At 42.8% G+C, this 13572-nt stretch carries 15 protein-coding genes; 7 read left to right on the plus strand and 8 right to left on the minus strand.

Annotated features, from left to right (window positions below; genetic code table 11):
- Positions 1-47 precede the first annotated feature (47 nt).
- The 3 genes from MsAc7_RS03665 to MsAc7_RS03675 are packed head-to-tail and all read left to right on the plus strand — an operon-like array spanning position 48 to position 2958.
- A complete protein-coding gene (locus MsAc7_RS03665; protein ID WP_338103232.1) occupies positions 48-956 on the plus strand; it encodes an Abi family protein in 909 nt (302 codons plus the stop codon).
- A 27-nt stretch (positions 957-983) separates the two neighbouring features.
- Entirely contained in the window at positions 984-2210 is a 1227-nt protein-coding gene (gene priS, locus MsAc7_RS03670) for a DNA primase catalytic subunit PriS (RefSeq protein WP_338103233.1), read from the plus strand.
- Positions 2200-2958: a DNA replication complex subunit Gins51 gene (locus tag MsAc7_RS03675; RefSeq protein ID WP_338103234.1), complete on the plus strand. Its 759-nt coding sequence runs from the start codon at positions 2200-2202 to the stop codon at positions 2956-2958. Before priS ends, MsAc7_RS03675 begins: the two co-directional genes overlap by 11 nt.
- Before the next feature lie 40 nt (positions 2959-2998).
- Here the strand turns inward: MsAc7_RS03675 and MsAc7_RS03680 are convergent, their stop codons facing one another.
- The gene (locus MsAc7_RS03680; RefSeq protein WP_338103235.1) at positions 2999-3127 is read right to left on the minus strand and encodes a hypothetical protein; all 129 of its coding nucleotides are present in this window, start codon (positions 3125-3127) and stop codon (positions 2999-3001) included.
- A 46-nt stretch (positions 3128-3173) separates the two neighbouring features.
- On the opposite strand from MsAc7_RS03680, the gene MsAc7_RS03685 reads away from it, so the two are divergent.
- Together MsAc7_RS03685 and MsAc7_RS03690 are read left to right on the plus strand one after the other, a co-directional pair.
- The gene (locus tag MsAc7_RS03685; protein ID WP_338103236.1) at positions 3174-3452 is read left to right on the plus strand and encodes a 50S ribosomal protein L44e; all 279 of its coding nucleotides are present in this window, start codon (positions 3174-3176) and stop codon (positions 3450-3452) included.
- 12 nt (positions 3453-3464) lie between these two features.
- Positions 3465-3650, plus strand: a complete 186-nt coding sequence (locus MsAc7_RS03690; protein WP_338103237.1) for a 30S ribosomal protein S27e — start codon at positions 3465-3467, stop codon at positions 3648-3650.
- Positions 3651-4318: 668 nt separating this feature from the next.
- On the opposite strand, the gene MsAc7_RS03695 is transcribed toward MsAc7_RS03690, so the two are convergent.
- The gene (locus tag MsAc7_RS03695; RefSeq protein ID WP_338103238.1) at positions 4319-4882 is read right to left on the minus strand and encodes a phosphatase PAP2 family protein; all 564 of its coding nucleotides are present in this window, start codon (positions 4880-4882) and stop codon (positions 4319-4321) included.
- 142 nt (positions 4883-5024) lie between these two features.
- A complete protein-coding gene (locus MsAc7_RS03700; protein WP_338103239.1) occupies positions 5025-5876 on the minus strand; it encodes a pirin family protein in 852 nt (283 codons plus the stop codon).
- Between the two features lie 320 nt (positions 5877-6196).
- Between MsAc7_RS03700 and MsAc7_RS03705 the strand changes: the two genes are divergently transcribed.
- A complete protein-coding gene (locus tag MsAc7_RS03705; RefSeq protein ID WP_338103240.1) occupies positions 6197-7102 on the plus strand; it encodes an IS30 family transposase in 906 nt (301 codons plus the stop codon).
- Between the two features lie 197 nt (positions 7103-7299).
- Here the strand turns inward: MsAc7_RS03705 and MsAc7_RS03710 are convergent, their stop codons facing one another.
- Both MsAc7_RS03710 and MsAc7_RS03715 read right to left on the minus strand, forming a co-directional pair.
- The gene (locus tag MsAc7_RS03710; RefSeq protein WP_338103241.1) at positions 7300-8322 is read right to left on the minus strand and encodes a serine/threonine-protein kinase RIO2; all 1023 of its coding nucleotides are present in this window, start codon (positions 8320-8322) and stop codon (positions 7300-7302) included.
- Between the two features lie 283 nt (positions 8323-8605).
- Complete coding sequence (locus MsAc7_RS03715; RefSeq protein WP_338103242.1) at positions 8606-10930, minus strand: arylsulfatase; 2325 nt, start codon at positions 10928-10930, stop codon at positions 8606-8608.
- 271 nt (positions 10931-11201) lie between these two features.
- Here MsAc7_RS03715 and MsAc7_RS03720 point away from each other — a divergent pair, with 271 nt between their 5' ends.
- Positions 11202-11750 (plus strand): ferredoxin domain-containing protein, encoded by a 549-nt coding sequence (locus tag MsAc7_RS03720; RefSeq protein WP_338103243.1) that lies wholly within the window; start codon positions 11202-11204, stop codon positions 11748-11750.
- A gap of 163 nt (positions 11751-11913) precedes the next feature.
- Here MsAc7_RS03720 and MsAc7_RS03725 read toward each other — a convergent pair whose 3' ends face one another.
- From MsAc7_RS03725 to MsAc7_RS03735, 3 genes are read right to left on the minus strand one after another with little or no spacing between them, the layout of a single operon-like run.
- A complete protein-coding gene (locus tag MsAc7_RS03725; RefSeq protein WP_338103244.1) occupies positions 11914-12813 on the minus strand; it encodes an SDR family NAD(P)-dependent oxidoreductase in 900 nt (299 codons plus the stop codon).
- 47 nt (positions 12814-12860) lie between these two features.
- Positions 12861-13121 carry a DUF2316 family protein gene (locus MsAc7_RS03730; protein WP_338103245.1) on the minus strand — a complete coding sequence of 87 codons (261 nt, stop codon included), beginning with the start codon at positions 13119-13121 and terminating at the stop codon, positions 12861-12863.
- Positions 13122-13135: 14 nt separating this feature from the next.
- Positions 13136-13537, minus strand: coding sequence for a pyridoxamine 5'-phosphate oxidase family protein (locus MsAc7_RS03735; protein ID WP_338103246.1), 402 nt, complete (start codon positions 13535-13537; stop codon positions 13136-13138).
- Positions 13538-13572: the final 35 nt, after the last annotated feature.

Genomic DNA, 13572 nt, shown 5'->3' on the forward strand with positions numbered 1-13572 from the left:
GGGTCTTTATTTATCGCAATCAGATGATTCAGCATGGATGTATAAATATGATCTATAATAAACCGGCTTTATCTGTCAAGGATCAGGTTGGAATATTAAAAAAGAGAAATTTGCTTTTCAAAAATGAAACCGTTGCAGAATTGTTTTTGTTAAACAATAATTTTTACAGATTGAGAGGATATACCTATCCGTTTCAAGAGAATAATCTTCCGGATCAGCCTTTCATCTGTCCGATTTATTTTGAAGATATTTTAGAGATTTATTATTTTGATCGTGAATTGCGTTTATTGATTTTTAAAGCGATTGAAAAGATAGAAATTGCTCTTCGAACTCAGATCGTTTATCAATATTCCGTCACCAATAGTGATAGTCATTGGTTTTATGAATCAAAATATTTCTCTGACCCGATGTTTCATTCAAAGTTTTTATCCCAGCTTAAAAACGATATTTGCAGCAGCCCTGAAAAATTTATTTCTCATTATCAAAATAAATACCATTTTCCGGATATGCCTCCTTGTTGGTCGTGTTTTGAAATTGTTAGTTTTGGAACTCTTTCTTTGGTATTCAAATATTTGCACATGAATCAAAGTAAGCAAAAAATTATGGTTCATTTTGATTTTAATTCGAAAGACGATGATATCCTCAAAGGATGGATTCACAATCTCTCTATTATTCGGAATATTTGCGCTCACTATGGGCGGTTATGGGATCGAGAACTGCCAATTGCCGTTAAATTTCCGCAAAATTCCCCGCGTCTTTTTATAAAAAATACGGCTGTAAATCCAAAAAAACTATATGCTTCAATTTGTTGTATTCAGTATCTTTTAAATTCAATCAATCAGGGAAATGAGTTTAAAATAGAATTTCAAGAATTGTTGAGAAAATATCCTTCAATAAATACAAAAAAAATGGGCTTTCCAAAAAGATGGGCACATGAAAATTTTTGGAAAATTTAATTCAAATCATTTTATCGGGAGAACAATATGGACGAACTCACCAAACGTTATCTGAAGGTCAAGTTTCAGTCTCATTACAAGTCTTTGGATTTGAAACTCCCGCCGTCTTTCGCAAGCCGTGAATGGGGATTTATTTCCTTTGACCCGATGCCGGAAGTTGTCATGAAGCGCCACAAATCATTTGCTTCTTTTAACGAAGTGTCGGAATATCTGATTGGAATGGCGCCGGCTCACGTTTATTATTCAGTGGCTTATTATGAATTGCCGGGAGCGCCCCGGATGGACCAGAAATGTTGGCAAGGCGCCGATTTGATTTTTGACCTGGACGCCGACCATTTGCCGGGCGCAAAGCGCACTTATTCGGATATGCTTAACCATGTCAAACGCGAATCTTTAAAGTTGTCCGAGTTTCTCATGGACGATTTCGGTTTCTCCGACGACAAAATCGAATTGGTTTTTTCAGGCGGGCGCGGTTACCACTTCCACGTTTACGATGACAAAATCTCAAAACTTGACAGCGCCGAACGCCGTGAAATTGTGAACTATATCAGCGGTCGGGATTTGGATTTTAAATATTTCTTTAAGGAAATCGCCATGGCCGGCGATGCCGGTGCCGGTTCGAATGCGTCCGATTTTCGGGGAAACCCGAAAAAGTTGCCGACCAAATGGGTTCTGGAAGGTTTTGAAACCGGATGGGGAAAGCGGATTGCTGAGCATGTGGCGGACTACTTGCGAACGGAAGCCAAAAAAGACAAAACGGAAATGTTTAAAGACTTGAGAGAGAATAAAATCGCCGGTGATACAACGTTGAAGAAGTTGGCATCCGTTGCGTCGGATGAGTCGATGCTGGATGAAATCACGCAAAAGGGACGGTTGGATTTTCCGGTGAAAGATTTTAAAACGATTATCGAATATATTATTCAGCAGACAGTTGCCGAATTTGGTGTGGACGCCGGCGCCAGTGTTGACGAACCGGTGACCGGAGACATTAAGCGTCTGATTCGTTTTCCGGGGTCGCTTCACGGAAGTTCCGGATTTGAAGTTCAAACAATTCCGCTGTCGCACCTTTCCGATTACGACCCGCTCACGGACGCGCTCGCTTTCGGCGACAAATTGACGAAAGTTCGGATTTTGCGTCCGTTTTCGTTTGAGCTCAAAGGGCAAGAGTTTTCGGTAGATGTCGGGCCGGCGGAACTTCCGGAATACGCCGCCGTTTATTTGATGTGCCGCGGAGTTGCAAATTATGGATCTTGATAAAGTTATTGAAGAAATTAAACAAATCGCGCGGCGTGAAAAAGGGCGGGATTTAAAGCCGATTCCGTCGGATTTCTATGAAACCGCGGCCGCCGCTGTCAGGGAATTGGAATCGGAGATGATCAAAAACGGCCGTCCCCGTTCCGTCGAATACAAAATGCTTGAAGATGAATTGTCCAGCATCGTTTTTGATATTGAAACCGTTTTTATGAAACGCGTCGGAAAAATTGTGGAGCGTGCAACATCCACCGCTTTTACGAATTCGAAGACCGGCCTTTTGAAAAAGGATTATGACAAGTTGCTGGCCGATGAAAAAATTCTTTATGAGGAAGTTTTATCGGCCATCGGAAAGTCGCGCGAAAAACAGATTTCAGCCATTGTGGACGATCATGACGGCGGCGGCGCCCACGTGGGAAATGCCGGTCCGGCGAAAGATGCTGACAAAAAAGCGCAGCCCGGAAAGCCGAATTTGGAAAAGCCGGCGTCCGGCTCGGGCAGCATCTCCAAAATGATGAATCCGTCGGCATCGTCCCCGAAACCGGAATCTTCCGCAAATGTTATAAATGAGAAATACGTTTCTGTCCGAATATTGAAGGATTTACCAGAATTCATGGGCGAAGACAAACGCACTTATCAATTGCGTGCGAATGATGTTGTTTCATTACCGCATTCAAATGCGCAATTGCTGATTAAGCGCGGTGTCGCTCTCAGTATTCCCGGCAGTTCCGAAGGCAATCCGGAGTCTTAATTGTTTAATCGTTGACCCGTTTTACGCGGGTACTTTGATGTTAGATTGCGGATGTGCGTCTCAGAGATATGTTTTCCTTTGTGGATTCATGAAAATCATCTTTTGAATGGTTCACGATTCGATTGATTGTATCTCTTCCGGCAACGGATCTTTCAAATATTGCTTCCATGGGAACTTACTCCCGTGTGAATGTCAGGAATCGCAGGTGAAATAACATGAAAATGCCGAAGAAAATGAACACTTATTGCCCGTTTTGCAAAAAGCATACGGAGCATTCCCTTGAACGTGTCAAGAAAGGAAAAGCTTCTTCCTTGACCATGATCGTCCGCCAAAAGAAAAGACAAACCGGTATCGGTAACGCGGGAAAATTCTCAAAAGTCCCCGGAGGCGACAAGCCGACCAAGAAGATCGCTTTGAAATACAGATGCACCGTCTGTAAGAAAGCGCACCAGAGACCGGGCTTCAGAGCCAAGAAATTCGAATTTGTGGAGTAAGGAGTGACAAATATGGATTATACAAACCGCCCGAAAAGCAGATTCTTGCGCGTGAAATGCAACGACTGCGAAAACGAACAGATTATTTTCGGAAGCGCCAGCCGAAAGGTCGTCTGCACTGTCTGCGGCCGCACCCTTTCCGAATGCACCGGCGGAAAATCTGTGATTACAACGCACATTCTTGAAGTGCTCGAGTAATATTTTCAGCTAGAAATCTAAGTTCAAGCAATTTTTTGCTTGAACTTTTTTTTTGGATTTTTATTTTGCTGTTTTTCTTCTTTTTTTGACCGGCGGCATGCGCGCGCGTTACGGCGACACATTTTCTTTTTTGTAAAAGATAAGGTTCGATTTTTTAAAAAATGAACGAAAAGACAGGTTCGTTTTATTTTAAAAATTAAGAAAACAGCCCCGCAAATTCCGACGCAAAAATTCCTCCGCTTCGCTTCGGAATTTTTCAACGGGCAGTGTAACGTTTACTGCCAAAGTTCGCTTCGCGAACGGCTCCCTTCGGTCGCTAAAAATATATGGTCAAAATTTTTACGAGCCAAGCAAACCGCCCCGCAAAATCAGATGCGTTAGCATCTGTATTTTGCGGATGTGATGAACGTCAGATGCAAATCGGGAACCGAAACCGCAGATGCAAACTGTAAATGGAAACAGAAAATGCAAACTGTAAATTGGAAACAGAAGATGCAAACTGTAAATGGAAACAGAAGATGCAAACTGTAAATGGAAACAGAAAATGCAAACTGTAAATTGGAAAACGCAGGTGCAAACTGTAAATGGAAACAGAAAATGCAAACTGTAAATGGAAACAGAAGATGCAAACTGTAAATTGGAAACCGCAGATGCAAACCGTCTGAAATTCAAATTTCCTTATCCGTTTTACTCTGCCTTTCCTTCCGGAACTGTTCAAAAATCAAAATAAACGCCAACGAAAAAGCAATTCCGATAATTGCGCCCGCAAACACGTCCGACGGATAATGAACCAGTAAATAGACGCGGGCGACTGCGGCGACGGTTGCCAAAATCATTCCAAAAACAATGAGTTTTCGGAAATACCAAGCCACGACGATCATCGTTGAAAACGCCGATGCGGAATGACCGGATGGAAATGACGTGTACGGCGATGCTTCAACCAGCATTTCTATATCCGAAACGCCCAGCCAAATGTAAGGACGCGGGCGATCAACCGCCAATTTCAAAATAAGAATGATGAAATTAGACAGCAGAAGAGCGCCGACAATCACATAAGATATTTTCCGAGTTTCCGGACGCCAAAAAAAGTAAATGGAAAGAATGATCGCTGCCAAGCGGATTGTTCCGGTATACGATAAAAACACAAAAATGAAATCCAAGAACTGAGTGCCGCCCCAATTGTAAATCCACAGAATGGCGGATTGGTCAATAGATTGGATGATGTCAAACATTTTGCAGCCTTTTTTGTTTTTTGTTTTTATTTTTGTAATTCAAGGCGCTTGTCTTATTTATTTGTTTTTTATTTTGTTTTTTTATTTGCTTTATTTATTTTGTTTTTTATTGTTTTTTTGTTTTTTATTTTTTACTTGCTTTTTACTTGTGTTTGATAAAAGTCCCGTGTTCGAGTTCATAAAACGCGAATTCAAGTTCTTCCGCGGTATTCATTACAATCGGTCCGCCCCAAACAATCGGCTCATTCAACGGCTTTCCTTCAAACAGTAAAAACCGAACGCCGTCGGTTCTTGCTGTTGTTTCAAACATTTCCCCGCCGCCAAACAAAACCGCCGACTTTTCAAAAACGGAAACAGGGTTTTTATTTTTGCCGTTAAAATTGGAACTTCCCTCCAAAATGTAAATGAAAAGAGTGCTTTCCGGATTTGTTTCAAAACTCCACGCCGTGTTCGGTTTCATGGTAACGTCTAAATAATTGATTTTCACATAATCCGCTTGCATGGCTCCGCTTTTTCCGTTATAGTTTCCGGCTAAAATTCGGATGACAGTTCCGTTTTCCACAACCTCCGGGATCATATTTTGAGTAATATCCCGATATTTCGGATCTGTCATTTTGTCTTTGGCCGGCAAATTCACCCAAAGCTGGCAGCCCAACATTCTTCCGGCCGGTTTTGGCATTTCTTGGTGAATGATTCCGCTTCCGGCGGTCATCCATTGGCAATCGCCGCTTCCGATGACGCCTTTATTTTTCAAACTGTCCTCATGTTCGATTCGTCCGGAAATCAAATACGTGACCGTTTCAATGCCGCGGTGCGGATGGTGCGGAAATCCTTTGACGTAATCTTTCGGGTCGGACGAATCAAACGCGTCGAGCATAAGAAACGGGTCAAACTCTTTGACATCATGATATCCGACGACGCGAACGAGTTTGACGCCGGCGCCATCAATTGTATTTCTTCCTTGGATGATTTTCTTGACATTTCGAACGGACATGGTTTCACCACAAATGATATATTTTCTAATTAATATATAAATTGATTTATGAATTTGAGAATTGATGTGAAAAAGGAATGAAAAACAAAAAACAAAAAATAAAAAATAAAAATAAAAACAAAAACAAAAAATAAAAACAAAAAATAAAAACAAAAAATAAAAACAAAAAATAAAAACAAAAAATAAAAACAAAAAATAAAAACAAAAAATAAAAACAAAAAATAAAAACCTGAATTCAACGGAGAAGTGCATAATTTCCGAAAAAATAATGAGGGTGCTTATCTTCCTATATGTTGCGCAAAAAGGAAGTGTAAGCACCCATGCCAAAAACAATTTGGAACTATAAAAAATATTGCCATCTCACAATGGCCGAACGAATTCAAATTTCCATATATTCCCACTCAGGTAAAACCCAGACGGAGATTGCGGCGGCCCTCGGCCGCTCGCAATCTACCGTCTCGCGTGAATTGAGAAGGAATCAACCCCCCAAAAATACAGTAAAATACAATGCCCAAAAAGCTCACGAGCGGAGTACTCAGCGGAAACTGAATGCTGCAAAAAAGGAACGATTGAAGGATCCTGTAATCAAGGATTACGCCCATGATAAAATTAGACTTGGTTGGTCACCCGAACAGATTGCCGGTCGGATAAATATAGACCTTCCCGGAAAGCAAACCAATTATGAGACAATTTATCTTCATCTTTATCAGGAAAGAACTGACTTGATCCAATATCTTCCAAAGCGGCATCGAAAGAGGAAGAAAAGAGGATTAAAAATAAAAAACAGAGTTGGGAAAATACCTGATCGGATATCCATTGATGAAAGACCGGAAGTTGTGAATGAAAGGTCAAGAGCAGGTGATTTAGAAATAGATACAGTTTGGTCCAGAAGGTCAAGTGCATGTTTGCAAGTGATTGTGGATCGGGTGACTCACTTTACATGGATTAATTTGTTAAAGGATAAATCGGCAATGGAAATGGTTGATAAAGCAATTCAATGTTTGAAAGACCTGCCGCCGGAGCTCAGAAGAACAATCACTTTCGATAATGGGACTGAAAATGCAGCTCATCGGAAATTAAAAGAAATTCTGGATATTGATACGTATTTCTGCCACCCATACCATAGTTGGGAAAAGGGAACAGTTGAAAATACGATCGGGATTATCAGACGGATTTTCCCGAAAAGTACTGATTTCTCAAAGGTAACGGTAGAACAAATTAAATAGGTTGCAAATTGGATTAACAATAGACCAAGAAAATGCATGCATTTCATGACTTCTTTCGAAGTCATGAAATTATGCACTTCTTGATTGAAGATAAGAAACAAAAAAATAGGAACAAAAACAAAAAATAAAAAAGAAAAAGCGAAGACAATAAGTGAAAAGTGTGGAAAAGAAGAGGAAAAATAGTTTTAAATTTTTTTTTAGTTTTCTCTCTCAAAGTCAATTCCGCAATCTTCAAGTTCGTTGACGGCTGATTCAATTTCTCGGTCCATTTCCGCGTTCAACCGAACTTCATCATCCGGAAACTCTTTTTTCAATTTTTCAAGATCAATTGAATTTTCCGTTTTAATTTCCCGAATGATTTCGTCGATATCGCGCCGGATTTTGTATTTTTTGGAGAAGTGATTGAGAACGTTTTCAACGTCGCGCCGGAGCAGTTCGTCCGCATGCGGGTGCGCTAATGTGACATACTGCGGCCAGTCAATGATTTGGATGCCGTCTTCGGACACGAAAATGTTGTATTCGCTTAAATCGTTGTGAATAATTCCTTTTCCGTAAACCAATTTGATTTGCCGGAGAATCTCATCCAAAAACCAATCCGGATCCAACAATTTTGTTTTGAAAAGCTCGCTGCCTTGGGCGACTTCCATCACCAATGTATGCCGGTTTTGGTCGATGGGTTTTGGAATCGAAACATCCGGCCACAGTTTTTGCATGATGTTAAATTCACGGTTGGCGGCAAGCCTTGCGGCATAAATCCAGGAGAAATGTTCCTTTCCGGCCAAATGTTCCCGCGTCCGTTTGACTTGTTTAAAACTGGTCCGGCCTTCACGGTGCAGCTTCAAAATAAAAACTTCAGGATCGGCAACAGCCATTTCCGGCTCTTTTAAGACTTCCATCACAACGGATTCTTTACCGACGCCGATTTCAACGCCGATGGCGGAAAATGTTTTCCGGGCAACATACGTGTGCAGCGCCAGCGCGTCGTAAGCTTCAAAGTAAATCTTGTAACCTTCGTACGGATCCAACGTTCCGATCACCATTTTTTTCCGGCGGAGCCATTCCAGCCGGTAATTGAGTTTGTCAAGCGACATACACGCAAAACGCTGAATTTCGGAAACCGGAACCCATTCGAAATCACGCATTCCAAGCTCGATTCCGGCGAGAATCCGAAAGTCTTTTTTGGTGAGTTCTTTGAAAATTTTAAGGGTATCGTCAATCATTGGGAAGAGAAACGGAGTTGAAATATATAATCTAGTCGTTTTATCGGAAACAAAAGGACGATTTAAAAATGAACCAAAGAAAAAAGAACGAATACGGAAAAATGAGATGATGTGAAAGAAATAAGAAAGAAAAGGGCACAACATGACGTACCCTTTTTCTTATATTGGTGTTTACTTTTCACTTAAAGTTGTTTACTTTTCACTTAAAGTTGTTTACTTTTCACCTAACGTTGATTACTTTTCACCTAACGCTGATTATTTCTCACTTAACGTTGGCTCCGTTTCACTTAACGTTTGGCGGCTCCGTCTTAATGTTTACTGAATAAATACGTCCTTTGAACTTGCTGTTTTCAACGGTGTATTCTTCAGTGACCGGAGTTGCCCGCTGCATGCCGACATCAGCGGATTCGTCAAACGAAAACTGATTGCCGACCGTCCGGTCAATTCTTCCTTCGGCCGCTTTTTTGTTGTTAACGTACAGCGTCGTATTTCCGCCTTTTCCAAATCCGCCGCCGTCATATTTAAATTCCAGCCGGATTTGGTTGCGTTCATCCACCAACGGTTTGGTCGCTTTCGTGTAGTAACGTTCCCGGCCCAGCCAGTTGTAGCAGAAACAGGGGATTCCGTCTTTGATATATAATGAATATCCGGCGAAACGCCCGCCTTGAGCGAAAATAACGCCATCCGTGTGACCGGGTCCGACTTCAACTTCGGCCGTAATGGTGAAGGAACGGTTTTTCATTTCCAAAAAGGCATGTTCTTTGATGCCGATGACACCCTCGTAAAGCGTTACTTCACGGCGGTCTCCGAAAATGGTTGGCCGGCCGGCAACATCAGCGTTTAACAGAATGCCGCCTCTTCCCTCAATGGGGAACACATTGTGTTTTAATCCTTCCTCATAGAAGATTTTCTTCAATTCTTCAAGTTTCTCCGGATATTTCTTGGCCACATCATTGGCACAGCTGAAATCCTCTTCCAGGTTATAGAGTTCCCAAGGAGCGTCTTTGGTTTTTTCGTACAAGGGTTTCACCTCCCATGACAGTTTATCGACAACGCCGGCAAACCATCCGTCGTGATAAACACCGAAGTTTGAGAAAATGCAGAAATATTGCGTCTGACGCTGTCCTTTTGCTTTGTGATTGTCAAGCGCGTATTTCATGCTGACGCCTTCCATCGGCCGTTGCTCGACGCCATCGACCATTTTCGGAATCGGAATTCCGCAAAGTTCGTAAATTGTTGGTGCCACGTCAATCACGTGATGGAATTGGTTTAACACTTCGCCTTTTCCTTTATATTTGGCAGGATAATGGAAAATCATCGCGTTTCGGTTCCCGCCAAAGTTAGAAGCAACGGTTTTAACCCATTTGTACGGCGCGTCAAGGGCAACAGCCCATCCGGCCGCATAGTGGTTGTAGGCCATATCCGTACCGAGGAGGTGTTGATTCTCAAGAATAAATTCAAGCGGTTCCGGCGCGTCGTTGATGGCGGCGTTTTCGTTGACCACCCCGGTCATGCGGCCTTCACCGCTTGCGCCGTTATCTCCCATGATGTAAAGAATGATGGTGTTTTCCAAAAGTTTCATCTCTTCGACCGTATCAACAACACGTCCGATTTGGTCATCCGTGTGGCGGGCAAATCCGGCATAAATTTCCATTTGACGGGCATAGAGTTTTTTCTCCACATCCGGCAGCGTATCCCAGTCGGCAATGTCTTTCGGTTTGTCGGCCAGTTTGGTATTCGGGGGAACGACACCCATTTTGATCATTTTTTCAAGAGTTTTTTGGCGCATCGCATCCCAGCCGTCATCAAATTGTCCTTTAAACATGTCTCTGTATTTTTCAGGCGCGTGATGAGGCGCATGGGTTGCCCCGGGCGCGAAATAAACGAAAAACGGTTTATCCGGTGTCATCGCTTTTTGTGTTTTCATCCACAAAATACATTGATCGGCCAAATCCTCAGTCAGGTGATAGTTTTCTTTCTTCGGCGGCTCAATCAACGTCACACCGTCATTCAATGCCGGATGATATTGATTTGTTTCACCGGCCAAAAATCCGTAGAATTTATCAAACCCTGAAAATGTCGGCCAGTGGTCAAAAGGACCGGAAGCGGTCGTTTCCCAAGCCGGCGTTTCATGACACTTTCCGAATTGCGCAGTCGAATAGCCGTTGAGGCGTAACACTTGAGCCATCGGTGTCACTGTTTTCGGACGGGTGGATAAGTTTCCGGGGTAAGCGGTTCCAAGTTCGGTAATGTTGGCCATGTTGACAGAATGGTGGTTGTACCCGGACAGTAAAGCTGCGCGGGTTGGCGCGCAAACGGCAGTTGTGTGGAAACGGTTAAAGCGGAGTCCGGTTTTAGCTAAGCGTTCCGATGTCGGCATCGGAATCGGACCGCCAAAAGCACTGGATGCGCCGTACCCCATGTCATCAATTAGAAAAATCAACACGTTTGGCGCTTTTTCCGGGGCTTTTACGGTAAATCTCGGCGGCGGCGGAGTCGGGTTGTCATCTGCAAACATATCTTTACAGGGCGGGTATGTCGGTTCGTGAATCGGTAATACAGTTCGGTCTGGGACGAACGGTACTTTCGGATCGTTGTATTTCGGCATTATTTTTCCTCTTTTTACATCTGAATTTCACAATTACTGTCCCGTACATAAAATCGTTATTTGTTCGGTCCGGTATTATTAAAATATAATTTAAATTATATATGTATTTTTGATAAAAATTTTAATATAATTAAAGTTGATTTTTCGAATTGGCATTTAATGGGGGACAAATGGTCTCTTTTTCTTTTCTCTTTGCCATCTTCTTCACCGTTTCTCCATACCGCTTATTTGACCCCAAAAAATCTAATACAAAAACCGCTTTTTTTCTCTTATGATGGTGGACGCGGAAAAGGACGCGCTTCTTCAAATGGCCAAGGAAATTTTGGTGGCTGCAAGAACCGCTCCGAAAGGAAAAGGAATTGACAATCTTGTCACGTACATTTTGAATGATTCCGAAAAAGAAATGCTGGCGAATGAAATGGAAAAACTTTCCGAAAAGTTGGGTATGTTCTTCGTGCGCGATGCCGGAAACATCCGAAATTCGGATCTTGTGACGATTATCGGTTTGAAAGACACGAAACCGCCGGGACTCAATTGCGGCGCCTGCGGTTTTGGGACATGCGCGGGACTGACAAGCGCGCCCAAAAACAAGGAATCCGTTCCGCCGTTTTCGGGACCGATTTGCGCCATCAAGTCGGTAGATCTCGGAATTGCAATCGGCTCCGCGGTTTCAAAAGCAAAAGATATGTGCCTTGACAACCGGATTATGTATTCCGCGGGTGCAGCGGCTTGTTCCGTAAAAATGATTGATGCCGAATACGCTTTTGCGGTTCCGCTCAGCGTTTCCGGAAAAAGCATTTATTTCGACCGAAAACAATAACGGATTCTGAATTTAATTTGATAAAAATACGAAAATCCGTTTTCTTTTTATATTTTTTTATACTGATTCGGAAATTGCCACTTCGTTTCTTAAACTCAAAAAGGAAATGTATCGTCGTAACGCGCGCGCAGGCTGCCCGCTAAAAAATCGGTTCCGAAACAACTTACTTTCCGTTGACAAGTTCCGGGAAAGTTTCCCGGGATTTGAGACCCGTCAACCTCACACTGGTTTCCCATAAATCATTTTGATTTTCAATATTGTAAGACAGTTCGGAAGACGGCACCACCCTTCCGCGATCATTATATTTTGCGGTGACCGTTCCAAAGTACGGCTCAGTTACCATAGCGGCAAGCGCTTTTGAGGACTCGGAGAGGGATCCCATCATATCCTTGACACTTTCAAGATACTCCTTGGTAAACCGGCCTTTGTAGCCGGCGCTTAAATTTGTCTCCGGCATCAAACCGGGATTTAAAGCGTTTACTGTAATTGGTTTTTTCAGATCTGCCAGCTTTCTTGAAAGCGCGTAGGTAAAATAAAGATTACACAACTTGCTTAACGGGTAACGGTTTCCAATATCAGCTTCAGGGTCTGCCAACACATTCGCGCCCGGATAAGAAATGCCGCCGGGCGGATTGTGCATGTCGCTGCTCACAACTGCAATGCGGCCCTTCTCCGTAAAGCTCGGAAGCAATAAATTCGTCAGCAAAAAATGCCCCAGGTGATTTGTTCCAAAAACCAACTCATACCCGTCCACCGTTTTTCCGGAACGGGTGCCGGCAATTCCCGCGTTGCACACAACCGCATAAAGGGGCGGCAAAGAACGCGCCATGAATTCTTTTGAAAAATCCCGAACAGACTGCAACGAAGACAAATCAAGTTCCATCACATGGATGTTTTTACTGTCAGCCCCCGTTTCATTAACCAAAGCGGTTTGAGCAACCCGGGCTTTTTCCGAATCGCGGCAGGCCATGACAATATGGTATTCGCCGCCGGACATTAAAATATTTTTAGCGCATTCATAACCCAAACCCGAATTTGCGCCGGTAATAACAACTGTATTCATATTTTCACTTCTTTATCACAAAATCTCATTAGATCATAACAGCCGAATCAGTCATATCGATACCATATATTCGTAATCAGCGCGGAATAGGGCGCCGGCGTTTTTCCCTGTTCTTTTATTTTTCTTTCCATGTAATCGCGTACCCGCCAAACCGTTGTCGGGTCCGGGTTAACCATTTCCAACACCTTGTTAAGTTCCCGGTCATTGATACGCAGATCCGCACAAATAACTTCGGGCGTTAGTTCAGAGATGCGGTAATTCTCTTTTAACTCGATACTTGTTTGTTTCGTTTGTGCAACGGTCAGCATAACGCTTCCTCCATTCATATTGTGAAATGTTTTGTTCCGTCCGCAAAACTGTAAGTTTTCACGTCCTCAATTTCAATGTAAAACACTTTGAAAACCGGATTATCCGGCGTTTTATAGACGTTTCTGCTCATCGGACTTACCGCCAACACGCGGGCTTTAAGCGCTTGGTCTTCCACAAATGTCACCTTCCCGCTGACAGACAAAACGGGAGAATAATTCTGCGGATGAACACAAAAAGAAACGTTGGGATTTCTCACAAGTTGGTCGTACATCGGTTTTTCACAGCTGGTGCAAAAATACGCCTTACTGCCTTCGGTAAACAAGCATTGGACAACCCTCGTGTCCACCTTTTCATCGTTTTGCGTTGCCAATACGCCGCTGGAATTTGCTTTTAAAATTTCAGAATAGTCAATCATCGTTATATTCCCTTCCTTTACACTTTATTACTCAA

This window comes from Methanolapillus millepedarum (assembly GCF_032594115.1).
GTDB classification, from domain to species: Archaea; Halobacteriota; Methanosarcinia; order Methanosarcinales; family Methanosarcinaceae; genus Methanolapillus; species Methanolapillus millepedarum.

Coding starts and splice junctions, on each gene's coding strand:
- MsAc7_RS03665 (WP_338103232.1), top strand. CDS start 48: ATGATCTATAATAAACCGGCTTTATCTGTCAAGGATCAGGTTGGAATA.
- priS (WP_338103233.1), top strand. CDS start 984: ATGGACGAACTCACCAAACGTTATCTGAAGGTCAAGTTTCAGTCTCAT.
- MsAc7_RS03675 (WP_338103234.1), top strand. CDS start 2,200: ATGGATCTTGATAAAGTTATTGAAGAAATTAAACAAATCGCGCGGCGT.
- MsAc7_RS03680 (WP_338103235.1), bottom strand. CDS start 3,127: ATGGAAGCAATATTTGAAAGATCCGTTGCCGGAAGAGATACAATCAAT.
- MsAc7_RS03685 (WP_338103236.1), top strand. CDS start 3,174: ATGAAAATGCCGAAGAAAATGAACACTTATTGCCCGTTTTGCAAAAAG.
- MsAc7_RS03690 (WP_338103237.1), top strand. CDS start 3,465: ATGGATTATACAAACCGCCCGAAAAGCAGATTCTTGCGCGTGAAATGC.
- MsAc7_RS03695 (WP_338103238.1), bottom strand. CDS start 4,882: ATGTTTGACATCATCCAATCTATTGACCAATCCGCCATTCTGTGGATT.
- MsAc7_RS03700 (WP_338103239.1), bottom strand. CDS start 5,876: ATGTCCGTTCGAAATGTCAAGAAAATCATCCAAGGAAGAAATACAATT.
- MsAc7_RS03705 (WP_338103240.1), top strand. CDS start 6,197: ATGCCAAAAACAATTTGGAACTATAAAAAATATTGCCATCTCACAATG.
- MsAc7_RS03710 (WP_338103241.1), bottom strand. CDS start 8,322: ATGATTGACGATACCCTTAAAATTTTCAAAGAACTCACCAAAAAAGAC.
- MsAc7_RS03715 (WP_338103242.1), bottom strand. CDS start 10,930: ATGCCGAAATACAACGATCCGAAAGTACCGTTCGTCCCAGACCGAACT.
- MsAc7_RS03720 (WP_338103243.1), top strand. CDS start 11,202: ATGATGGTGGACGCGGAAAAGGACGCGCTTCTTCAAATGGCCAAGGAA.
- MsAc7_RS03725 (WP_338103244.1), bottom strand. CDS start 12,813: ATGAATACAGTTGTTATTACCGGCGCAAATTCGGGTTTGGGTTATGAA.
- MsAc7_RS03730 (WP_338103245.1), bottom strand. CDS start 13,121: ATGCTGACCGTTGCACAAACGAAACAAACAAGTATCGAGTTAAAAGAG.
- MsAc7_RS03735 (WP_338103246.1), bottom strand. CDS start 13,537: ATGATTGACTATTCTGAAATTTTAAAAGCAAATTCCAGCGGCGTATTG.